We start from the raw sequence: 21,775 nt of genomic DNA on the forward strand, positions 1-21,775 counted from the left end.
TATTTCCGTTGCCGGCCGGATGGAACCATGATCCCGCTGGCGTTCGGGGTACTCGGCGGCGCGGTCGCGGTACATCGACTCGCCGTACTGCCCGACTGGCCCTGGGTTCTCCTGCTGGTCCCTGCGCTGGCGCTGCTGTTCGAGTCTCGTCTGCATTGGCTCGCAGGCCTGCTGCTCGGAGCCGTGCTGGCCGCAAGCCATGGTCAGACGTGGCTCGACCGGGCCTTGTCCGGGGATCTGGCCGGTGCCGAGGTGACCGTGTCAGGCCAGATCCACGGCATCCCGAACCATTCCCGCGAACGCTCGCGGTTCGTCTTGGGCATCGACCAGGTGCATGCCGGGCCGCAGGAGTTCCGCGCGCAACGGCTGCGGGTCACGACGTTTCCAGCCGCCCCCGAACTTCGGGCCGGAGACCGGCTTCGAGTCACGCTCCGGATTCGGCCGCCGCGGGGCCTGCACAACCCTTCGGGATTCGACTACGGAACCTGGCTGTACCGCGAGGGCATCCACGGCCTGGCGACCGTTCGCGGCCAATTGACGCACGAGGGGCGCGCGCAGACCGCGCGGGTGTCCGCAGCCCTGCACCGCGCCCGGGAGGCGGTCCGGGACGCGATGCACGCGGCGCTCCCCGGGGCCCGTCACCCTGGAGTGATGCAGGCGCTGGTGATCGGCGAGCGCGGAGCCATGGAGGACGACGAGTGGCGCCTGTTCCTCCATACCGGAACCAACCACCTGATGGCGATTTCGGGCCTGCATGTGGGGCTGGTCGCGGGGTTCGCGGTGCTGATCGCGCGCGTGTTGTGGCGACGGCTGGCCTGGCTGCGCCCGCGGATCCCGCTGGGGCTGTTCACCGCGATGGCCGCCGTCGTCGCGGCGTCGGTGTACGCGGGGCTGGCCGGCTTCAGCATTCCGACACAGCGCGCGCTGGTCATGTTGCTGATGGTTACCGCGGCGATCGTCGCCGGCCGCGATCCGCTGTCCTGGCGGATCTATGGTGCGGCACTGCTGATGGTCATCGCGATGCATCCGCCGAACGTGCTCGCACCCGGGTTCTGGTTTTCGTTCGGCGCGGTGGCGGTGATCCTGCTGCTGATGCAGGGGCGAGTGGGCCGGCCGGGCCTGTCCGGCTGGTTTGGCCTGCAGGTGTTGCTGGCGCTGGCGCTGCTGCCGCTGAGCCTCGCCTGGTTTCAACTCGGCGCCTGGATCGCTCCGGCGGCCAACCTGGTTGCGGTCCCGGTGGTCGGGCTGCTGGTACTGCCGGCGCTGCTTGCGGGCGCCGGGCTCGCGCTGATTTCGCCGGTTCTTGGAACGCCGCTGCTGTGGTGGGCGGATACCGGTCTCTTCCTGCTCCTGCAGGTGCTCGAGTGGTTGCTGCGGGTTCCGGGCGCGGTGTCGGAGGCGGCGGTGCAGGGGTTTGCGGCGGTACTGGCCGGGGTCGGCGTGATGTTGCTGCTGTTGCCCCGCCTGCGGGTGCTCGCGCCCTGGATCCTGCTGGCGTGGTTGCCGCTGGTGTTGCCCCTGGCGCCGCGGCTCGACGACGGGGCGTTTCGTGCCGAACTGCTCGACGTCGGGCAGGGGCTGGCGGTGATCGTGCAGACACGGCGCCACGCGTTGCTGTACGACGCGGGTCCGGCCTGGGAAGGGGGGTTCGACGCCGGGGATTCGGTGGTGCTGCCGGCGCTGCGGCGTTTGGGCCTGCGCCGGCTCGACCGGATCGTGGTCAGTCACGAGCACCTGGATCATCGCGGCGGGGTGGCGGCGGTGGCGGCGGCGATGCCCGTCGGGAAAACCCTGAGCCGGCGCCCGGACCTGCACGCAGGCGAGGAGGCCTGCGAGGCGGGCCTGTCCTGGGAGTGGGACGGTGTGCAGTTTCGCACCCTGCACCCGCCGGCTTTCTGGGACGACGGCAATGCGGCTTCCTGCGTGCTCTCGGTGCACGGCCGCGGGGGTCGGTTGCTGCTGACCGGAGACGTGGAAGGGCTGGGCGAGAGCGTGCTGGTGCGCGCCGAGCCGGAAGCGTTGGCGACCGACCTGCTGCTGGTCCCTCATCATGGCGCCCGTGGCGTGTTCGAACGGGGTTTGCTGGAAGCGGCCGCGCCGCGCGCCGCGTGGGTCAGTCGCGGCTTCGACAACCGGTTCGGTCACCCGGCCCCCGACGTGACCGAGCGGCTGCGGCAGGCCTGCGTGCCGCTGCTGGATAGCGCCGAACGCGGGATGCTCTGGCTGGAGGCGGGACCGGACGGCCTTCGTCTGGGGCCGGGCAGCCGCGCCGAACGTCCCCGCTTCTGGCAGCCGCCGGTGCCGCCGCTGGAGTCGCTTCCCGAAGGCTGTCCCGATGCCGGCGAGGGGTTGCGCTGGTGACGAGCGATGCCATCCGGCCATCGGACGGGGCAGGTGGCATGTAGAATGGCGGCCATGAACGAGACCCTGCCCGATACCATCCGCCCGATCCGTTTCGACGGCGGAGCCCTCTATCTGCTCGATCAGCGCCGGCTTCCGGGCGCGATGCGCGAGAACCGCTACGATGACGCCGGCGACGTCGCGGCAGCGATTCGGGACATGGTCGTGCGCGGCGCGCCGGCCATCGGCATTGCCGCGGCGTTCGCGGTGGTGCTGGCCTGCCGGTCGGCGGCCAGTGCTGCGGCGGCGGACTGGCGGGCGCAGGTGGAGCGGGCGATCGCGCAGCTGGAAGCGTCGCGGCCGACCGCGGTCAACCTGTTCTGGGCGCTGGACCGAATGCGGGCAGTGCTGGCGGCGTGTCCGTCTGCCGACGAGGCCGAGGTCCGGACGCTTGCCGAGGCGCAGCGCATGCTGGCGGCGGACATCGCGGCCAACCGGCGCCTCGGCGCCGCCGGTGCCGAACTGATCGAACCCGGACGCGCGGTGCTTACCCACTGCAATACCGGGTCGTTGGCGACCGGCGGGTTCGGAACCGCGCTCGGGGTGATCCGGTCCGCCTGGGCTCAAGGCCGGATCCGCGAAGTGTTTGCCGACGAGACCCGGCCCTGGCTGCAGGGAGCACGGCTGACCGCCTGGGAATTGCTCCACGACGGCATTCCGGTGCATCTGCTCTGCGAGGGCGCGGCCGCCAGCCTGCTGCGTTCCGGGCAGGTCGGCTGGGTGATCGTCGGCGCCGATCGGATCGCCGCGAACGGCGATACCGCCAATAAGATCGGCACCTACGGGCTCGCACTGCTGGCCCGTGAGCACGGGGTGCGTTTCATGGTCGCGGCTCCGGTCAGCACCATCGACTTCGATACCGCGGACGGTTCCGGGATCCCGATCGAGATGCGTCCCGAATCCGAGGTGCTGGAACTTGGCGGCCGGGCCATCGCACCCCCCGGGGCCCGCGGCTGGAATCCTGCCTTCGATGTGACCCCGGCGCGGCTGATCGACGCGATCGTGACCGAGCTCGGCGTGGTGCAGCAGCCCGACCGGGCCCGGCTGGCGGCTCTGCGGGAGCCGATCGCGGCGCAATGATTCGCAGCGTGCGCACCGCGTTTGCCCCGCTATGGTAGACTCGCGCGTTTACCGTTCCCGGAGCCCTGCGCGCGCCGATGGCTGAATTCGCCAAGGAAATCTTTCCGGTCAACCTCGAGGACGAGATGCAGCAGTCCTACCTCGACTACGCGATGAGCGTGATCGTGGGTCGGGCGCTGCCAGATGTCCGCGACGGTCTGAAGCCGGTACACCGCCGCGTGCTCTACGCGATGCGCGAACTCGGCAACGAGTACAACAAGCCGTACAAGAAATCGGCGCGCGTGGTCGGCGACGTGATCGGCAAATACCACCCGCACGGCGATTCGGCGGTGTACGATGCGATCGTGCGCATGGCGCAGCCGTTCTCGGTGCGCTACATGCTGATCGACGGCCAGGGCAACTTCGGCTCGGTGGATGGCGACGCCCCCGCGGCGATGCGCTACACCGAAGTGCGCATGGCGCGCATCGCCCAGGAACTGCTGGCCGATATCGACAAGGAGACGGTCGACTTCGTCGACAACTACGACGGTTCCGAGCGCGAGCCGTCGGTGCTGCCGAGCAAGTTCCCGCACCTGCTGGTCAACGGCTCGGCGGGGATTGCGGTGGGCATGGCGACCAACGTGCCGCCGCACAACCTCGGCGAGGTGATCGACGCCTGTGTGGCACTGATCGACGACCCGGAAATCAGCGTCGACGGGCTGATGGAACACCTTCCGGGCCCCGATTTTCCCACTGCCGCGATCATCAACGGTGTCGATGGGATCCACGACGCCTACCGCACCGGTCGCGGCCGTGTTTACATCCGTGCCCGCACCCATACCGAGCCGCTCGAGGGAGGGCAGCGCGAGGCGATCATCGTCAGCGAGCTGCCCTACCAAGTGAACAAGGCCCGGCTGATCGAGAAGATCGCGGAACTGGTGAAGGAACGCCGGATCGAGGGGATCAGCGAACTGCGCGACGAGTCCGACAAGGACGGCATGCGCATCGTGATCGAACTCCGTCGCGGCGAAGTGCCCGAAGTGGTGCTGAACCACCTGTTCATGCACACCCAGCTGCAGAACGTGTTCGGCATCAACATGGTCGCGTTGGTCGACGGCCAGCCGCGGCTGCTGGACCTGCGCCAGATCCTGGAAGCCTTCCTGCGCCATCGCCGCGAGGTCGTGACCCGCAGGACGATCTTCGATCTGCGCAAGGCCCGGGAGCGTGCGCATATCCTCGAGGGGCTGGCGGTCGCGCTGGCGAACATCGACGAGATCATCGCGCTGATCAAGGCCGCACCGAACCCGGCCGAGGCCAAGGCCGGTCTGCTCGGCCGCGCCTGGCCGCCGGGCATGGTGACGACCATGCTCGAGCGTGCGGGCGCGCATGCGTCGCGGCCTGAAGAGCTGGCCGCCGAGTTCGGTCCGGGCGAGGACGGCTACCGTCTGTCCGAGGCGCAGGCACAGGCCATCCTCGACCTGCGCCTGCACCGGCTGACCGGGCTCGAGCAGGAGAAGATCCTCGACGAATACCGCGAGTTGCTGGAACTGATCGACGACCTGCTGGATATCCTCGGTTCCGGCGAGCGCCTGCAGGAAGAGATCCGCAACGAGTTGCTGGCGGTCCGGGAACAGTACGGCGATGCCCGCCGCACCGAGATCCGGGAGGCCCATGCCAACCTGACCCTCGCGGACCTGATCGGGGAAGAGGACGTCGTCGTCACCCTGTCGCACGCGGGCTACGTCAAGTACCAGCCGCTGACCGCCTATCGTGCGCAGCGCCGCGGCGGCCGCGGCAAGGCCGCGACCAGCTTCCGCGAAGAGGATTTCATCGATCGCCTGCTGGTCGCGAATACGCACGACACCATCCTCTGTTTCTCCAGCCGTGGTCGGGTCTACTGGATCAAGGTCTACGAGCTGCCGCAGGGGAGCCGGGTCGCCCGCGGCAAGCCGATCGTGAACCTGCTGCCGCTGGAACCCGACGAGCGCATCAACGCGATCCTGCCCGTGCGCGGGTACGCGGAGGACCGCTTCGTGTTCATGGTTACCGCGGGCGGAACGGTCAAGAAGACACCGCTGACCGATTTCTCCCGTCCGCGCACCGCCGGCATCATTGCGGTCGATCTGCGCGAGGGCGACTATCTGGTCGACGTCGCGCTGACCGACGGCAGCCAGGAGGTGATGTTGGTGACCTCCGCCGGCAAGGCGGTTCGATTCCCCGAAACCGACGTGCGCGCGATGGGGCGCGCCGCCTGCGGCGTGCGCGGGGTGCGCATGGACGAGACGCACCGGGTGATCGCACTGCTGATCGTCGGCGAGGGGTCGGCGCTGTTCGCGAGCGAGTTCGGCTACGGGAAACGAACCGGATTCGACGAGTTCCCGGTACACCGGCGCGGCGGCCAGGGGGTGATCGCGATCCAGTGCGCGGGGCGTAACGGAATGCTGATCGGGGCTGCGCGCGTGCTCGACGATCAGGAAGTGATGTTGATTACCGATGCCGGGACGCTGGTGCGCACAGCGGTCGCGCAGATCCCACTGATCGGGCGCAATACGCAGGGCGTGCGCCTGATCCGCCTGAGCGAGGGCGAGAAACTCGCGGAACTCGCGCGCGTCGAGCGGCTGCAGGGAGAGGACGACCCCGAAGAAGCCGATGACGATACCGCGTCCGGTGCCGAAGCGCCGCCCGAGACCGACAACGGAGAAGCAGAATGAGTCGAGTATTCAATTTCAGCGCCGGACCCGCGGCCCTGCCGGAGAGCGTGCTGCAGCGCGCCCAGGCCGAGTGCGCCGATTTCCGCGGTGCCGGCATGTCCGTGATGGAGATGAGCCATCGCGGCAAGATATTCATGGAAGTTGCGGAAAAAGCGGAGCAGGATCTGCGCAGGCTGCTGAACGTGCCCGACGACTATGTCGTGCTGTTTCTGCAGGGGGGTGCGACTGGGCAGTTCGCGGCGGTGCCGCTGAACCTGCAGTCGGGCGGGCAGGCGATGGATTACCTGGATACCGGGGCCTGGTCGGGCAAGGCGATCAAGGAAGCCCAGAAGTACGGCCCGGTGAACATCGTCGCCAGCAGCCAGAGCCATGGCTATGCGTCGATCCCCGACCCGTCGGCCTGGAAATTGGATCCGGGCGCAGCCTATGTGCATTACACGCCGAACGAGACGATCGGTGGCGTCGAGTTCCATTTCGTGCCCGAGACCGGGAACGTGCCGCTGGTTGCGGACATGTCGTCGACGATCCTGTCGCGGCCGATCGATGTCGCGCGCTACGGGGTGATCTACGCGGGAGCCCAGAAGAACATCGGTCCCGCAGGGCTGACGGTGGTGATCGTGCGCAGGGACCTGATGGAACGCAAGTCGGCCGCGGTTCCGGCGGTGGTCGATTATGCGTTGCAGGACAAGAACGAGTCGATGTACAACACCCCGCCCACCTTCGCCTGGTACCTCGCGGGACTGGTGTTCGAGTGGCTGACGGAGCAGGGCGGGCTGGCCGGAATGGCCGAAATCAACGAGCGCAAGGCGCGCAAGCTGTACCATTTCGTCGACAACTCCGAGTTCTACCGCAATCCGGTGGAGCCCTCGGCGCGGTCGTGGATGAATGTCCCGTTCATCCTGGCGGACGACGCACTCGACGGCAGCTTTCTGAAGCAGGCCGAAGATGCTGGGCTTTCCGGCCTGAAAGGCCATCGCTCGGTCGGTGGCATGCGTGCGAGCATCTACAACGCGGTGCCCGAGGCAGCCGTGGACGCGCTGATCGAATTCATGGCCGATTTCGAACAGCGGCATGCCTGAGCGGGTGGCGAACATGTACCGGATCCAGACCTTCAACAACATTGCCATTCGCGGTCTCGAGCGGTTTCCGCGGGAAACCTACGAGGTCGCGTCGAGCCTGCCGGACCCCGATGCGTTCATGCTGCGCTCGCACAATCTGCACGAAACGCCGATTCCGGACTCGGTGATCGCGGTCGGCCGCGCCGGCAGCGGCGTGAACAATATCCCGGTCGATCTGCTGTCCGAACGCGGCGTTGCGGTGTTCAATGCCCCGGGCGCGAACGCCAATGCCGTCAAGGAGCTGGTGATCGGCGGGTTGCTGCTGGCGGCGCGCAATCTGGTCCCGGCAGCGGAATACCTGCGCGGACTCGACAGCGATCTGCCGGACTTCGAGAAGCGGGTGGAGGATGGCAAGAAGCGCTTCGTCGGATTCGAACTCCCGGGACGGACGCTCGGCGTGATCGGCCTTGGCGCAATCGGCGTGAAGATCGCGAACGCCGCGCGCGCGCTGGGCATGCACGTGATCGGCTACGACCCGAAGATCACGGTCGAGAGCGCCTGGCGCCTGGCGTCCGACGTCGAGCGCGCGCGCAGCGTCGACGCGGTCGTCAGCCAGGCCGACGTGATCACCTTTCACGTGCCGCTGAACGACCAGACCCGCAACATCCTGGACGCGACCCGCATCCGTTCGCTGAAACCCGGGGCGATCGTGATCAACCTGGCGCGCGACGGCGTGGTCGACGACGCGGCGCTGTGCGCGGCGCTGGACGACAACCGTTTACATGCCTATGTCAGCGATTTCCCGACCCCCGCGCTGGTCCGGCACCCGCGCGTGATCGCGCTGCCGCACCTTGGGGCCTCCACAGCCGAATCCGAGGAAAACTGCGCGGTGATGATCGCCGATCAGCTCCGCAACTACCTGGAGAACGGCAATGTGGTGAATGCCGTGAATCTGCCGATGCTCAGTCTCGAGCGCAAGGGCGATTCGCGGCTTGCGATCGTGAACCGGAACCTGCCGGACCGGGTCGGTCAGATCTCGCATGTACTGGGGCAGAACGGGGTGAACATCGTGCACCTGGTGAACGAGTCCCGGGGCGATCTGGCCTACACGCTGCTCGACGTCGAAGGGGCGGTCGATGCCGCCACCGCCGAGGCGATTGCGGGCATCGACGGGGTTCTGCGCTTCCGGATCCTCTAGTGAGCGGTTCCGGCGAACTCGAGCGGCTGCGGGAGCGCATCGACCGGATCGATGCGCAGATGCTTCGCCTTTTGAACGAGCGCGCCCGCTGTGCCGAGGAGGTGGCCGCGGTCAAGCGCGATCGGGGCGATCCCGTGTTCTATCGCCCCGAGCGCGAGGCAGAAGTCCTGCGCCAGGTGCGCGAACGGAACCCTGGGCCCCTGCCCGGCGACGCGGTGGTTCGGCTGTTCCGCGAGATCATGTCGGAATGCCTGGCGCTGGAACAGCCGTTGCAGATCGCCTATCTGGGGCCTGAGGGCACGTTCACGCATCTGGCGACGCGCAAGCATTTCGGCCAGGCTGCGAGCCTGCTGCCACTGGCGTCGATCGACTCGGTGTTCCGCGAGGTGGCGTCGGGGCGGGCACAGTTCGGTGTGGTGCCGATCGAGAACAGCACCGAAGGCGTGGTGTCGCACACGGTCGACTGCTTCATGGAATCGCCGGTGCTGATCTGCGGCGAGGTGATCCTGCCGGTGCAGCACCACCTGCTGTCCTCCAGTTCGCGCCTGGAGGATGTCCGGGTGGTCATGGCCCACCCGCAGGCCCTGGCCCAGTGCCGGCAGTGGCTGGACCGGCAGCTGCCGGGTGCCGAGCGCCGCCATGCCTCGAGCAACGCGCGGGCGGCGGACGACGCCGCCGGTGTTCCGGGCGCCGCTGCGATCGCCAGCGAGGTCGCGGCCGAGCGCTACGGGCTGGAGATTCTCGCACGCAACATCGAGGACCGGGGCGACAACACGACCCGATTCCTGGTGATCGGGAGAATCGACACCGGTCCGACCGGGCGCGACCGCACCTCGATCATGCTCAGTACGGCCAACCGTCCGGGGTCGCTGTTCCGGCTTCTGAAACCGATTGCCGAGGCCGGCATCAGCCTGACCCGGATCGAATCCCGCCCCTCGCGCTGCGTGAACTGGGAGTACGTGTTCTTCCTCGACCTGATCGGGCACCAGCAGGATCCGCCCGTGGCGGCCTGCCTCGAGAAACTGCGCGACAGCGCGGAAATGTTCAGGATCCTGGGGAGCTATCCCCAGGCTGCGACCTGAGGCATGAACGACATCCGGATGGCGCATGCGCCGCAGCGCCGGCGAAACCCTTTCCGAATCCTGGGGCACGAAGACGATGACTGACTATGCTTCCCTGGCCGTCGCGGGCGTGCAGGCGCTCCACCCCTACGAGCCGGGCAAGCCGGTGGCGACGCTGGAGCGCGAGCTGGGCATCCGTGATGCGGTGAAGCTTGCCTCCAACGAGAATCCGCTGGGTCCGAGCCCGAAAGCGGTTGCGGCGATGCAGGCGGCGCTGGCAGAGGTGCACATCTATCCCGACGGCAACGGCTTTGCACTGAAACAGGCTTTGGCCGAGCGCCACCGCTTGGCGCCGGAGCAGGTCACGCTCGGCAACGGATCCAACGAAATCCTGGAACTGGTCGCCCGGGCCTGGCTGGCGCCCGGGCGTAGCGCGGTGTACTCGCGCCATGCGTTCGCGGTCTACCCGCTGGTGGTGCAGGCGGTATCCGCCGACGCGCGCGTCGCCGAGGCCCTGCCAGCGGGCGCCGATCAGCCGTTCGGCCATGATCTGGGTGCGATGGCGGCGCTGGTGGACGAATCCACGCGGGTGGTCTTCATCGCCAATCCGAACAATCCGACCGGCACCTGGGTCGGGGCCGCCGAGCTCGAGGCTTTCATCGCCGGCGTTCCGGAACAGACGCTGGTGGTCGTCGACGAAGCCTACGCGGAGTATGTCGAGGCCGACGGCTATCCGGACACGACGCAATGGGTGGCGCGTTTCCCGAACCTGATCGTGACCCGCACGTTTTCCAAGATCCATGGCCTGGCCGGCCTGCGGCTCGGGTACTCGGTGTCGTCGCCACCGGTTGCCGAACTGCTCAATCGCGTGCGCCAGCCGTTCAACGTGAATGCGCTGGCGCAGGCCGCCGGTCTTGCCGCGCTGGCGGATCCGGAGCACGTGCAGGAGAGTGTGCGGACCAACCGCGACGGGCTGCGCCAGGTCGAGGCCGGGCTGCGTGACCGCGGGCTGGGGTTCATTCCCTCGGTGGGCAACTTCATCACTTTCGATGTGCGCCAGCCGCCCGGTCCGGTCTACGAGCAGCTGCTGCGCCAGGGTGTGATCGTGCGTCCGGTCGCCAACTACGGGCTGCCGACGCATCTGCGCGTGACCATTGGCCGGGACGAGGAGAACGCACGCTTCCTGCAGGCGCTGGACGCGGTGCTGGCGGCGGCATGATTCAGCGCCTGGTCATCTTCGGTGTCGGGCTGATCGGCGGCTCGCTCGCGCTGGCATTGCGTGAGGCCGGGGCCGTAGGCGAAGTCGTCGGCTGTTCGCGCAATCCGGCCAACCTGGAGGAGGCGCAGCGTCTCGGCGTGATCGACCGCTGGACGACCGATCCGGTCGAGGCCTGCCGTGACGCGGACGTGGGCGTGCTGGCGGTGCCCCTGGGTTCGATGCAGGGCCTGGCCGCGGCGCTGGCCGGCCACTGGCCGAAGGACGCGCTGCTGACCGACGTGGGCAGCAGCAAGCAGGCGGTGATCGAGGCGGTGCGTTCCGGATTCGGACAGCTGCCGCGTAACTTCGTGGCCGGGCATCCGATCGCCGGAACCGAGAAGAGCGGCGTCGCCGCCGCGTTCCCCAGCCTGTTCCGGAACCGGCTGGTGATCCTGACTCCGGCGGATGAGACCAACCCGATCGCGGCCGACCGAATCGGGTCAATGTGGCGCGCGGCCGGGGCCCGGGTCGAGTTCATGACGCCGGCGCATCACGACCACGTATTGGCCGCCACCAGCCATTTGCCGCACGTGCTGGCTTACGCTCTGGTCGAGTCGCTGGCGCGGCGCAGCGAAAGCGACGAGATTTTCCACTACGCCGCCGGCGGGTTCCGCGATTTCACGCGTATCGCCTCGAGCGACCCGGTGGTCTGGCGCGATATCTGCGTGGCCAACCGGGACGCGATCCTCGATGTGCTGGAGCGTTTCCAGCGCGATCTGGACAGCCTGCGCGAGGTGATCGTTCGGGGCGACGCACCGACCCTCGAGGCGCGTTTCAGGTATGCGAAACAGGCGCGCGACCGCTTCAGCGAAAAAATGCAAGTACAACTGGACCAGTGATCCCATGACATCGACCTTTCATCTCGCCCCCGGCGGATCCTTGCGCGGCAACCTGCGCGTTCCGGGCGACAAGTCCATCTCCCATCGCTCGATCATGCTCGGGGCACTGGCCGAGGGCCGCACGACGGTCACCGGGTTTCTCGACGGCGCCGACTGCCTGGCGACGCTCGCAGCATTCCAGGCGATGGGGGTGCCGATCGAACGGCCGGAGCCGAACACGGTGATCCTCGACGGCGTGGGCCTGAACGGGTTGCGTGCGCCGTCGGGTCCGCTGGACATGGGCAATTCGGGCACCGCGATGCGCCTGCTCTGCGGCGTGCTCGCGGGCCAGGCGTTCGACAGCGAACTGGTGGGCGATGCCTCGCTGAGCCGGCGCCCGATGCGTCGGGTGACCGCGCCGCTGGCGACCATGGGCGCCCGAATCGACACCAGCGAGCAGGGCACGCCACCGTTGCGGGTGCATGGTGGCCAGCGCTTGCATGGCGAGCATCACAGGCTCGAAGTGGCCAGTGCTCAGGTCAAGTCGGCCCTGCTGCTGGCCGGGCTCTGGAGCGAGGGCGAGACCTGCGTGACCGAGCCCGCGCCGACCCGGGATCATACCGAGCGGATGCTCGCCGGCTTTGGCTACGAGCTGCGCCAGCACGACCGTACCGCCTGTCTGAGCGGCGGCGGCCGCCTGTCCGCCTGCGCAGTCGATGTTCCCGCCGACATCTCCTCGGCTGCGTTCTTCCTCGTCGGTGCGAGCATTGCCCAGGGGTCGGACCTGATCCTGCATCACGTCGGCGTGAATCCGACGCGGACCGGGGTCATCGACATCCTGCGCCTGATGGGCGCGTCGATCGAGGTGCTCGACCGCCGCGAAATCGGCGGCGAGCCGGTGGCCGACCTGCACGTGCGCTGGGCGCCGCTGCGCGGCATCGCGATCCCCGAGGAGCTGGTGCCGCTGGCGATCGACGAGTTCCCGGCGCTGTTCATCGCGGCGGCATGCGCGGAGGGCGAAACGGTGCTCACCGGCGCGAGCGAACTGCGGGTCAAGGAAAGCGACCGCATACAGGTGATGGCCGATGGGCTCGCCGCACTCGGCGTGGAATCCGAGGTGCGGCCCGACGGAATCCGCATCCAGGGGCGGGAGTCGCTCGGCGGCGGCGCGGTCCAGAGCCACGGAGATCACCGGATCTCGATGTCGTTCGCGATGGCCGCGCTTCGGGCGACCGGGCCGGTCGTGGTGCACGACTGCGCGAACGTCGCGACCTCGTTTCCCGGCTTCCCCGAACTGGCCCGCGGCGCAGGCCTCGCGATCACCGTGGCATGATTCCGGTTCTGGCGATCGATGGGCCCGGCGGCTCGGGCAAGGGCACGGTCAGCAAGCGCCTGGCACAGGCGCTCGGCTGGCATCTGCTGGACAGCGGTGCGCTGTACCGGCTGGTCGGTCTGGCGGCACGCAACCGCGGAATCGACCTTGCAAACGAAGCGCAAGTATCGGAACTGGCGGAACAACTGGATTGCCGGTTCGCGGTACCCGAGAACGGCGAACTGGTCCGGACCTGGCTCGACGGCGAGTGCGTCGACGATCGGCTGCGCACCGAGTCCGCCGGCGCGGATGCCTCGGTGGTGGCCGCGCTGCCGGCGGTCCGGACTGCGCTGCTGGCGCGCCAACGGGCGTTTGCCCGGCCACCCGGGCTGGTCGCGGACGGGCGCGACATGGGCACGGTGGTGTTTCCCGCTGCGACCCTGAAGGTGTTCCTGACCGCCAGTGCCGAGGAGCGGGCAAGACGGCGGTACAAGCAGTTGATGGAACAAGGACTTAGTGCTAACCTTCGCGCCCTTCAGGAAGAAATGGAGGCGCGGGACCGCCGCGACGCCGAGCGCGCGGCTGCGCCGCTGAAGCCGGCAGCGGACGCCTGGGTTCTGGATTGCACCGATGTCGGGATCGAAACGGTGGTGTCCATGATCCAGGAACGCCTGAAGCAAGCGCTGTCAACCGCCGATATGCGGTAGATCAACAAGCTGTATCCGTTCCCGCAGATGCGGGGTGTGTTCAATCCAAGCCCGGCTGCGGCATGCCGCTGCAGACCGTTCCAAATCACAGGTTCAACAAATCCATGACCGAAAGTTTTGCGCAACTGCTCGAAGAGAGCATGGCCTACACCCAGATGCAGCCGGGTGCAATCCTCAGTGCCACCGTCATCGACGTCGGGCCTGACGTCGTCCTCGTCAACGCCGGTCTGAAGTCCGAAGGCGTAATCCCCACCGAGCAGTTCATGAACGAGCGCGGGGAACTCGAGGTCAAGGTCGGTGATGTGGTCGAGGTCGCGCTGGAGACCCCCGAGGACGGCTTCGGCGAAACCCGCATGTCGCGTGAGAAGGCCAAGCGCGCGAAGGCCTGGGATCGGCTGGAACACGCGATGGAGGAAGAAACCTACGTCGTGGGCCAGATTTCCGGCAAGGTCAAGGGCGGGTATACCGTCGAACTCGGCGACATCCGTGCGTTCCTGCCGGGCTCGCTGGTGGACGTGCGTCCGGTGCGCGATACCGCGTACCTGGAGGGCAAGGAGCTGGAGTTCAAGCTGATCAAGCTGGATCGGCGCCGCAACAACGTGGTCGTGTCCCGCCGTGCTGTTGTCGAGCAGGAATACAGCGCCGAACGCGAGGAACTTCTCAAGAACCTGCAGGAAGGCATTGTCGTCAAGGGTATCGTCAAGAACCTGACCGACTACGGCGCGTTCCTGGATCTGGGCGGCATCGATGGCCTGCTGCACATCACCGACATGGCCTGGAAGCGGGTCAAGCATCCGTCGGACGTGGTCAACATCGGCGACGAGGTCGATGTGAAGGTGCTGAAGTTCGACCGCGAGCGGATGCGTGTCTCGCTGGGCCTGAAGCAGCTCGGTGAGGACCCGTGGGAGAACATCGCTCGCCGTTACCCGACCGGAACGCGCATCTTTGGCCGCGTGACCAACATCACCGACTACGGCTGCTTCGTCGAGATCGAGGACGGCGTCGAAGGGCTGGTGCACGTGTCGGAAATGGACTGGACCAACAAGAACGTGAATCCGGGCAAGGCTGTGGCGATCGGCGACGAGGTCGAGGTGATGATTCTCGATCTGGACGAGGAGCGCCGCCGCATTTCGCTGGGCATGAAGCAGTGCCAGGCGAACCCCTGGGAGGACTTCGCGGCCAACCACAACCGTGGCGAGAAGGTTCGCGGCACGATCAAGTCGATCACCGACTTCGGCGTGTTCGTCGGCCTGGACGGCGGTATCGACGGGCTGATCCACTTGTCCGACCTGTCCTGGCAGCAGCCGGGTGAAGAGGCGATCCGCAACTTCAAGAAGGGCGACGAGGTCGAGGCGGTGGTGCTTTCGGTGGATCCCGAGCGCGAGCGCATCTCGCTGGGACTGAAGCAACTGGACCGCGACCCGTTCTCGAGTTTCGTCGCCGAGCATGCCAAGGGCAGTATCGTCTCGGGTGTGGTGAAGGAAGTGGACGCCAAGGCCGCGGTGGTCGAACTGGCCGACGGCATCGACGGCATCCTGCGTGCCGCCGACATCTCGCGGGATCGCGTCGAGGATGCGCGCACGGTGCTGAGCGTCGGCGACCAGGTCGAAGCCAAGTTCATGGGCGTCGACAAGAAGACCCGGGCCATCAGCCTGTCGATCAAGGCCAAGGACGTTCAGGAAGAGGCCGAGATCATGCAGGATTATTCGAGTTCGGCGGCCACCACCTCGCTGGGTGCGCTGTTGAAGGAGAAGATGGGCGGCGGCAGGAGCGACTGACCCTGGTCGGCGCTCGGCCCCGGTGGGGGGAGGCTGCGGCCACCCTCCACCGGCCCGCCAGGTTCGCCGCCCCGGTGCTCGGTGCACCGGGGCGGCACGGGCAGTGCCCGTCCCCCCGGTGGGAACGGACAACCACGACCAGATATCGGCAAGCCGGCAGCGAACCGGCACGGCCTGCGTTTCAAGGCCTTCCGAAAACGAAGAACACCGCAAGGGGGGTGGCATGACCAAGTCGGAGTTGATCGAACGGCTCGCGGAAAAGACTCCCCATCTGCCCGCCAAGGACGTCGAACTCTGTGTGAAGGCGGTGCTTGAGCGCATGAGCCAGGCCCTCGCCCATGGCGACCGGGTGGAGATCCGCGGCTTCGGCAGTTTCTCGCTGCATTTTCGTCCACCGCGGATCGGCCGCAACCCGAAGACCGGCAAGGGCGTGGCGCTCGCAGGCAAACATGTCCCGCATTTCAAGCCAGGCAAGGAGTTGCGGGAACGCGTAAACCAGGCCTTCGTGCAATCGGACCCGTGATGCGCGCATGAGCGTGCACTGGCTGCTGCTGTTGTTGCCGGTCGCGGCCGCCAGCGGGTGGGTGGCTGCACGCTATTCGTCTCTGGGGCGGGACGTTCGGCGGGAGCCGCCGCTCGATCGCTACCTGGAGGGTGTACGCTATCTGCTGGACGATCAGACCGATCGTGCGCTGCAGGCGTTCATCGAAGTGGTCGAGATCGACCACGAGACCTTTGAGACGCACCTGATTCTCGGCCGCCTGTTCCGGCGCCGCGGCGAGATGGATCGGGCGATCCGGATCCACCAGAATCTCGCGGCGCGCCCGACGCTCACGGATGCGCAGCGTGCGCGTGCGAGCTACGAGGTCGGGCGCGACTTCCTGCTCGCGGGCGTGCTGGACCGGGCCGAGGCAGTGTTCCGGGAACTCGTCGATTCCCCGTCGGTGGGTGTATCGGCACTGGAAGGCTTGCGCAGCGTGTACGAGACGCAGCGCGACTGGGTGCACGCGGTGGAGGCAGGGTTGCGGCTGAAGGCGCTCGGGGTGGCGTCCGAGGTGCTGCACATCGCCCACTACGAGTGCGAACTCGCGTTGCTCGAACTCGAACAGGATCGGCCGGACCGCGCGTTGTCGCACGTCGACCGGGCGCTGGACTACTGCCCCGGCCTGTCCCGGGCGCTGTTGCTGCGGGCGGAGGTCGCGGAGCGGAACGGCGATGTCGCGTTGTCGATCCGGCTGGGACGCGAAGCCATCGAGCGGACCCCGGCGCTGGCGACGTTGGTGGTGCCGAAGCTGGAGCGGCTGCACCTGAATTCGGGGCGGCCCGATGCGACCGCGAGCCTGGAGGACACCCTGCAGGCGCTTGCGAGCACGCACAAGATCACGGTGGCCAGCATCGCGCTGATGCGCCTGTATCGACGCACCAATCGCCTCGACGAGGCGTTGACCCAACTGCAGCGCATTCTGGCCCAGCGTCCGGTGCCGACCTCCGGTCTGCTCGAGGCCGTGCGCTGGATGAAGATCCTCCCCGCGGTGCATACCTACAGTGGCGAGTTCGCGGCATTCGAGAAGGCATTGATGGACCAGTTGCGCAGCCAGCCGCTGTACCAGTGCAGCAACTGCGGGTACCAGGGGCGGGCCCATGTCTGGCAATGCCCCAGCTGCCGGCGCTGGGATACGCTGCGCGGCATCGATCTCGACCTTGACCAGCCAACGAACCAGACATTCGATACACCATGAGCGCAACCATGCGGGACGGAACGCAGCCATCGGATCCCAGGCTGATCGTGGCGCTGGATTTTCCCGATGCCAGGGCCGCAACAGGCCTGGCGACTCGCCTGGATCCCGGGCACTGCGCGGTCAAGGTGGGCTTCGAACTGTTCGTTGCCGAGGGACCGGCGCTGGTGGAACGCCTGCAGGAAATGGGCTTCCGGGTGTTTCTGGACCTGAAATTCCACGATATTCCGAATACGGTGGCCGCCGCCTGCCGGGCGGCCGCGCGGCTGGGTGTCTGGATGCTCAACGTGCATGCCGGGGGCGGGCTGGAAATGATGCGCTCCGCGCTCGAAGGCGTGCGTGCCGTCGCGCCGCAAAGTCGGCTGATCGCAGTGACCGTGCTGACGGCCAGCGACGCTGCCACGCTGCGGTCGGTCGGGATCGACCGAAGCCCCGACGAACAGGTGCTGTGGCTCGCGGATCTCGCGATCGCGCAGGCCGGGCTGGACGGGTTGGTCTGCTCGGCATTGGAAGCCGAGCGGCTGCGCCGGGCGCTGGGTCCGGACCCGTGGCTGGTGACTCCGGGCATTCGGCCCGCCGGTGCCGGCGTCGACGACCAGAAACGCATTGCGACACCGGCCGCTGCGATCCGCGCCGGGGCCTCGCATCTGGTAGTGGGTCGTCCGATCAGCCGGGCGCCGGATCCGGCGCTGGCCGCGGCCCGGCTGCTCGCCGAGATCGAATCCGCCTCCGGGGGCTGATACGGCCGCGCGATCTGCGCGTTCACGCTCGGTTCCGTTTCAGGGGTGGTAGCCGAGCGCCGCGCCGGTTAGGATGTCTGCGGTGCCGGGGATCGGCACCGCCCGTTTGAACCATGACATGGAGGTTGTACCCATGAAGAAGCGCTTTGCTGTCGTTCTGGTCCTGCTGTCCCTCTGCCTGCCGGTGGCCTGGGCCTCCGGTCCGGTAAACCCCAACACGGCCTCGGTCGAGGAGCTGTCCCAGCTCACCAACATCGGGCCGGCCAAGGCACAGGCGATCGTTGCCGACCGGGAAGAGAACGGACCGTTTCGTTCGGTCCAGGAACTTACCCGGGTGAGCGGGATCGGCGAACGCACGGTGGAGATGAATCTGGATCGGATCCAGCTCGACTAAAGCGTGGCCGGGCCGGGGTCTTCACGGAGGCCCCGGCCTCTGGCGGACAATCGCGTGGAGGGAGAATGACGAAGAAAGAGCAGCGTATTCGCATGGCCGTTTTTCCGGTCGCTGGGATGGGCACGCGCTTCCTGCCGGCGACCAAGGCGAACCCGAAGGAGATGCTGCCGATCGTCGATAAGCCTCTGATTCAATATGCGGCGGAAGAGGCGGTCGCAGCGGGTATCGAGACGCTGGTGTTCGTGACCGGACGCAACAAGCGGTCGATCCCGGACCATTTCGACAAGGCCTACGAACTCGAAAGCGAACTCGAGCAGCGGGGCAAGAGCCGCATGCTGGAACTGGTTCGGAATATCCTCCCGCCCGAGGTAACCTGCGTGTATCTCCGGCAGGCAGATGCGCTCGGCCTCGGGCACGCCGTCGGCTGCGCCCGGCCGATCGTGCAGCATGAACCCTTTGCCGTGATTCTTGCCGACGATCTGATCGAGAGCGAGCGTGGCGGCGCGCTGGCGCAGATGGTCGAACAGTTCAACGAGACCCAGTGCAGCGTGCTCGGGGTCGAAGAGGTGCCGCAGCAGGACACCGGAAAATACGGCGTGATCGATCCGGTGGCGACCGATACCCCGGGCCTGTGGGATGTGCGAGGCATCGTCGAGAAACCCCGGCCCGAAGAGGCCCCTTCCAGTATGGCCGTCGTGGGCCGCTACGTGCTGACACCCAGAATCTTCGAGCTGCTGCACGAACAGCAGCCCGGAGCGGGAGGCGAGATCCAGCTGACCGACGCGATCGCCCGGCTGTTGCAGGAAGAACGCGTCACGGCCTTCGAGTTTTCGGGCCGGCGCTTCGATTGCGGGAGTAAGCTCGGGTATTTGCAGGCGACCGTCGAATTCGCGCTTCAGCATCCGGAACTCAGCGAAGATTTCGAGTCCTATCTGAACGCTAGAAGAGGCTGATCTCCCGCTGCTGCACGTTCGCAGCCCCCTGCGGCGGGGATTCGCCCGGCACCATGGTACAGCACGACTGGCAGACCGGGTTCGGGATCCTTCGCTCGCTGGTGATCTACTGGCGACCTGGGCGGCAGCGTTCGTTGCGCCGTCTCTACCGGCCGTTCGTGCCGTCGGGCGGTCTGGTATTCGATATCGGCGCCCATCTCGGCGACCGCAGCCGCGCGTTCGCGGCTCTTGGGGCGCGCGTGGTCGCGCTGGAGCCGCAGCCGCATCTCCAGCGCTGGCTCAGGCGCTTCGCGGGTTCGCACCCGTCCGTTGTCGTTCGGCCGCAAGCGGTGGGCCGCGCTGCCGGGCAAATGCGGCTCGCGGTCAGCCGCCTGCACCCGACGGTATCGACGCTGTCGGCGGATTGGCAGCAAGGCCTCGGTCGTCGCAACCGCTCGTTCCGGCGCGTGTCCTGGGACCGGGTCGTCCCAGTCGAGGTCACGACTCTCGATGCCCTGATCGCCGAATACGGGGTGCCGGATTTCTGCAAGATCGACGTCGAAGGATTCGAGGCAGAGGTGCTGGCGGGTCTCAGTCAGCCCTTGCCCGCAGTATCGCTGGAGTTCGTTTCCGGTGCCATCGACGTCACCCAGGCCTGTGTGCACCGGCTTTCCGAGCTCGGTACCTATGCGTTCAACGCGATTCCTGGCGAGCGGCGCGAATACGTGTTTCCCGAGTGGCAGCCGCCGGCTGCGCTGTCGGCGTGGCTGGACGCCGGTGCAGGGGGCATCGCGTCCGGAGATCTTTATGCTCGGCTGCAGCCCGAGGATCCCGGCAACTGTCCCGGACACGGCGCTTGACACCGCGGCATCGTGGCCGAACCATGCGCGGATGACGCCGACCGGATTTCCGCTCTGGCAGCAGATGACCAGCCCCGAGATCGCCGCGGCCGTCGCGCAGGATCCGGTCGTGATCCTGCCGTTGGCGGCGATCGAGCAGCATGGTCCGCAACTGCCGCTCTCGACCGATCTCGACATCGGGCTCGGGTTGCTGAATGCCGCGGCGGCCGCTCTCGGTGATGATGTGGCGGTCTGGGTTCTGCCGCCGTTGGCGGTCGGCACCAGCATGGAACACGATGGCTTCCCGGGAACGCTGAGTCTGGAACCCGAGACCGCGCTTGCGGTGATCGGGCAGTACGGGGCAGCCGTGGCCGGGAACGGGGTGCGCCGGCTGCTGCTCTGGAACAGCCATGGCGGCAATTCCCAGGTGATGGACCTCGCGGCGCTTCGGCTGCGCCGCGACCATGGCCTGCTGGTCGTCAAGTGCAGTTATTTCCGCCTCGGGTATCCGGACGGGATCGGCCTGCCCGAGTCCGAACTCCGGCACGGGTGGCACGGAGGGGCGGTCGAGACTGCGATGATGCAGCACCTCGCACCGGATTCGGTGCGGCCGGAACCCGATCGAGACTCCGGATCGCTTGGCGAACAGCTCGAGCGCCAGTTCGAGCTGCTGGGCCCGGAAGGGACGGCCTCGTTTGCCTGGCTCGCGCGCGATTTGCACGGTTCGGGTGTGGTGGGCGACGCGCGCACGGCCAACGCCGCTCTGGGTGCGCGGCTCGTCGCGTACTACGGCGATGCGCTCGCACGCGTGATCCGCGAAACCCGGGCGTTTCCGCTGGGTGCGTTGCGGACGCCGGCCACGTGAACCTGCGTGCCGTTGCGTTCCACCCGCGGCGGAGCGGGAGCGCGCCCCCCGGGCTGGCCGGCGCGTGCGGATGAACACCAAGTCGCTTGAAGAGGCCGCCTGGCGGGCGATCCTGGACCACGTGCCCGGGCGCGCGGGGCAGCGGGTCGGTCCCGCGAGTGCCAGTGCACATCCCGAATCCGGGACGCTATGGCAGATCTATTCTCCGCTGGTGGCCTCCGACTGGCTGGTGATCGCGCAGTTGGGACAGACCCTGGACGGATTTATCGCGACACGCACCGGGCATTCCCGATACGTGACTGGGCCCGAGGATATCCGCCACCTGCACCGGCTGCGGGCACTGGTGGATGCGGTGGTCGTCGGTGCCGGAACGGTCGTGGCGGACGATCCGCTACTGACTGTGCGGGAGGTGGTTGGACCGAACCCGGTACGAGTCATCGTGGATCCGTCCGGCCGCGTGGATCCGCGCGCCCGGGTATTCCGGAACACAGATGCTCGAACGCTGTGGCTGCGCAGTGCGCAGCGCCCGATGCCGGCGCCAGTACCGCCGCCGGTGGAGGTAGTCGCGCTGGAGGAACGGGAACAGGGTGGGTTTGCGCCCGTGGACATCCTGCGACTGCTGGCCGCGCGCGGGTTGTCGCGGGTGCTGGTCGAGGGCGGTGGCATCACCGTTTCGCGGTTTCTCGCAGCCGGGGTGCTCGACCGGCTGCATGTCACCGTGGCGCCGATGGTGCTGGGTTCCGGCCGGGCTTCCCTGACCCTGCCGCCTGTGGATCGCCTCGATCAGGCGCTGCGCCTGCGCTGCCGTCATTTCCTGCTTGGCGACGACATGCTGTTCGACCTCGAGCTGCATTCGTGACTGCAGCGATTTCGTCAAGACGCTGCAGCGTACCTGCGCAGGGGATACGG

19 protein-coding genes are annotated in these 21,775 nt (G+C 67.5%); all 19 read left to right on the plus strand.

Features of this window, described 5'->3' with window-relative positions; genetic code table 11:
- Positions 1-27 precede the first annotated feature (27 nt).
- The 19 genes from THITH_RS07670 to THITH_RS07760 all read left to right on the plus strand — a co-directional run bounded on the left by THITH_RS07670 (position 28) and on the right by THITH_RS07760 (position 21,725).
- Positions 28-2,361: a DNA internalization-related competence protein ComEC/Rec2 gene (locus THITH_RS07670; protein ID WP_006747666.1), complete on the plus strand. Its 2,334-nt coding sequence runs from the start codon at positions 28-30 to the stop codon at positions 2,359-2,361.
- Between the two features lie 54 nt (positions 2,362-2,415).
- A complete protein-coding gene (gene mtnA / locus THITH_RS07675) occupies positions 2,416-3,480 on the plus strand; it encodes an S-methyl-5-thioribose-1-phosphate isomerase (RefSeq protein ID WP_025367388.1) in 1,065 nt (354 codons plus the stop codon).
- 77 nt (positions 3,481-3,557) lie between these two features.
- Positions 3,558-6,170: a DNA gyrase subunit A gene (gene gyrA, locus THITH_RS07680; protein WP_006747664.1), complete on the plus strand. Its 2,613-nt coding sequence runs from the start codon at positions 3,558-3,560 to the stop codon at positions 6,168-6,170.
- On the plus strand, positions 6,167-7,249 hold the full coding sequence (gene serC, locus THITH_RS07685; protein ID WP_006747663.1) for a 3-phosphoserine/phosphohydroxythreonine transaminase: 1,083 nt from the start codon (positions 6,167-6,169) through the stop codon (positions 7,247-7,249). Before gyrA ends, serC begins: the two co-directional genes overlap by 4 nt.
- Positions 7,250-7,262: 13 nt before the next feature.
- Entirely contained in the window at positions 7,263-8,426 is a 1,164-nt protein-coding gene (locus tag THITH_RS07690) for a 3-phosphoglycerate dehydrogenase family protein (protein ID WP_006747662.1), read from the plus strand.
- Positions 8,427-8,452: 26 nt separating this feature from the next.
- Entirely contained in the window at positions 8,453-9,508 is a 1,056-nt protein-coding gene (gene pheA, locus THITH_RS07695) for a prephenate dehydratase (RefSeq protein ID WP_025367389.1), read from the plus strand.
- 25 nt (positions 9,509-9,533) lie between these two features.
- The gene (hisC, locus tag THITH_RS07700) at positions 9,534-10,706 is read left to right on the plus strand and encodes a histidinol-phosphate transaminase (RefSeq protein ID WP_006747660.1); all 1,173 of its coding nucleotides are present in this window, start codon (positions 9,534-9,536) and stop codon (positions 10,704-10,706) included.
- A complete protein-coding gene (locus THITH_RS07705; RefSeq protein ID WP_006747659.1) occupies positions 10,703-11,584 on the plus strand; it encodes a prephenate dehydrogenase in 882 nt (293 codons plus the stop codon). The genes hisC and THITH_RS07705 overlap by 4 nt, the downstream gene beginning before the upstream one ends.
- A gap of 4 nt (positions 11,585-11,588) precedes the next feature.
- Positions 11,589-12,896 carry a 3-phosphoshikimate 1-carboxyvinyltransferase gene (gene aroA, locus THITH_RS07710; protein WP_006747658.1) on the plus strand — a complete coding sequence of 436 codons (1,308 nt, stop codon included), beginning with the start codon at positions 11,589-11,591 and terminating at the stop codon, positions 12,894-12,896.
- Entirely contained in the window at positions 12,893-13,582 is a 690-nt protein-coding gene (gene cmk, locus THITH_RS07715; RefSeq protein WP_006747657.1) for a (d)CMP kinase, read from the plus strand. The genes aroA and cmk overlap by 4 nt, the downstream gene beginning before the upstream one ends.
- A gap of 104 nt (positions 13,583-13,686) precedes the next feature.
- Positions 13,687-15,360, plus strand: a complete 1,674-nt coding sequence (gene rpsA, locus THITH_RS07720; protein ID WP_006747656.1) for a 30S ribosomal protein S1 — start codon at positions 13,687-13,689, stop codon at positions 15,358-15,360.
- A 223-nt stretch (positions 15,361-15,583) separates the two neighbouring features.
- Entirely contained in the window at positions 15,584-15,883 is a 300-nt protein-coding gene (ihfB, locus tag THITH_RS07725; RefSeq protein WP_006747655.1) for an integration host factor subunit beta, read from the plus strand.
- A 7-nt stretch (positions 15,884-15,890) separates the two neighbouring features.
- The gene (locus THITH_RS07730; protein ID WP_006747654.1) at positions 15,891-17,099 is read left to right on the plus strand and encodes a tetratricopeptide repeat protein; all 1,209 of its coding nucleotides are present in this window, start codon (positions 15,891-15,893) and stop codon (positions 17,097-17,099) included.
- Positions 17,100-17,107: 8 nt separating this feature from the next.
- Positions 17,108-17,836, plus strand: a complete 729-nt coding sequence (gene pyrF, locus THITH_RS07735; RefSeq protein WP_006747653.1) for an orotidine-5'-phosphate decarboxylase — start codon at positions 17,108-17,110, stop codon at positions 17,834-17,836.
- Positions 17,837-17,969: 133 nt separating this feature from the next.
- On the plus strand, positions 17,970-18,230 hold the full coding sequence (locus THITH_RS07740) for a ComEA family DNA-binding protein (RefSeq protein WP_006747652.1): 261 nt from the start codon (positions 17,970-17,972) through the stop codon (positions 18,228-18,230).
- A gap of 65 nt (positions 18,231-18,295) precedes the next feature.
- Positions 18,296-19,183: a UTP--glucose-1-phosphate uridylyltransferase GalU gene (gene galU, locus THITH_RS07745; protein WP_006747651.1), complete on the plus strand. Its 888-nt coding sequence runs from the start codon at positions 18,296-18,298 to the stop codon at positions 19,181-19,183.
- A 53-nt stretch (positions 19,184-19,236) separates the two neighbouring features.
- The gene (locus THITH_RS07750) at positions 19,237-20,022 is read left to right on the plus strand and encodes an FkbM family methyltransferase (protein ID WP_006747650.1); all 786 of its coding nucleotides are present in this window, start codon (positions 19,237-19,239) and stop codon (positions 20,020-20,022) included.
- A gap of 31 nt (positions 20,023-20,053) precedes the next feature.
- Positions 20,054-20,866, plus strand: coding sequence for a creatininase family protein (locus tag THITH_RS07755; RefSeq protein ID WP_025367390.1), 813 nt, complete (start codon positions 20,054-20,056; stop codon positions 20,864-20,866).
- Between the two features lie 70 nt (positions 20,867-20,936).
- On the plus strand, positions 20,937-21,725 hold the full coding sequence (locus THITH_RS07760; protein WP_006747648.1) for a RibD family protein: 789 nt from the start codon (positions 20,937-20,939) through the stop codon (positions 21,723-21,725).
- The last annotated feature ends 50 nt before the right edge of the window (positions 21,726-21,775 follow it).

Source organism: Thioalkalivibrio paradoxus ARh 1 (assembly GCF_000227685.2).
GTDB lineage: Bacteria > Pseudomonadota > Gammaproteobacteria > Ectothiorhodospirales > Ectothiorhodospiraceae > Thioalkalivibrio > Thioalkalivibrio paradoxus.

Excerpts from the sequence above, each read along its gene's own strand:
- THITH_RS07760 (WP_006747648.1), top strand. The coding sequence starts at position 20,937 with ATGAACACCAAGTCGCTTGAAGAGGCCGCCTGGCGGGCGATCCTGGAC.
- THITH_RS07755 (WP_025367390.1), top strand. The coding sequence starts at position 20,054 with ATGACGCCGACCGGATTTCCGCTCTGGCAGCAGATGACCAGCCCCGAG.
- serC (WP_006747663.1), top strand. The coding sequence starts at position 6,167 with ATGAGTCGAGTATTCAATTTCAGCGCCGGACCCGCGGCCCTGCCGGAG.
- cmk (WP_006747657.1), top strand. The coding sequence starts at position 12,893 with ATGATTCCGGTTCTGGCGATCGATGGGCCCGGCGGCTCGGGCAAGGGC.
- aroA (WP_006747658.1), top strand. The coding sequence starts at position 11,589 with ATGACATCGACCTTTCATCTCGCCCCCGGCGGATCCTTGCGCGGCAAC.
- galU (WP_006747651.1), top strand. The coding sequence starts at position 18,296 with ATGACGAAGAAAGAGCAGCGTATTCGCATGGCCGTTTTTCCGGTCGCT.
- THITH_RS07750 (WP_006747650.1), top strand. The coding sequence starts at position 19,237 with ATGGTACAGCACGACTGGCAGACCGGGTTCGGGATCCTTCGCTCGCTG.
- hisC (WP_006747660.1), top strand. The coding sequence starts at position 9,534 with ATGCGCCGCAGCGCCGGCGAAACCCTTTCCGAATCCTGGGGCACGAAG.
- ihfB (WP_006747655.1), top strand. The coding sequence starts at position 15,584 with ATGACCAAGTCGGAGTTGATCGAACGGCTCGCGGAAAAGACTCCCCAT.
- THITH_RS07730 (WP_006747654.1), top strand. The coding sequence starts at position 15,891 with ATGAGCGTGCACTGGCTGCTGCTGTTGTTGCCGGTCGCGGCCGCCAGC.
- pyrF (WP_006747653.1), top strand. The coding sequence starts at position 17,108 with ATGCGGGACGGAACGCAGCCATCGGATCCCAGGCTGATCGTGGCGCTG.
- rpsA (WP_006747656.1), top strand. The coding sequence starts at position 13,687 with ATGACCGAAAGTTTTGCGCAACTGCTCGAAGAGAGCATGGCCTACACC.
- THITH_RS07690 (WP_006747662.1), top strand. The coding sequence starts at position 7,263 with ATGTACCGGATCCAGACCTTCAACAACATTGCCATTCGCGGTCTCGAG.
- gyrA (WP_006747664.1), top strand. The coding sequence starts at position 3,558 with ATGGCTGAATTCGCCAAGGAAATCTTTCCGGTCAACCTCGAGGACGAG.
- mtnA (WP_025367388.1), top strand. The coding sequence starts at position 2,416 with ATGAACGAGACCCTGCCCGATACCATCCGCCCGATCCGTTTCGACGGC.
- THITH_RS07670 (WP_006747666.1), top strand. The coding sequence starts at position 28 with ATGATCCCGCTGGCGTTCGGGGTACTCGGCGGCGCGGTCGCGGTACAT.
- THITH_RS07705 (WP_006747659.1), top strand. The coding sequence starts at position 10,703 with ATGATTCAGCGCCTGGTCATCTTCGGTGTCGGGCTGATCGGCGGCTCG.
- THITH_RS07740 (WP_006747652.1), top strand. The coding sequence starts at position 17,970 with ATGAAGAAGCGCTTTGCTGTCGTTCTGGTCCTGCTGTCCCTCTGCCTG.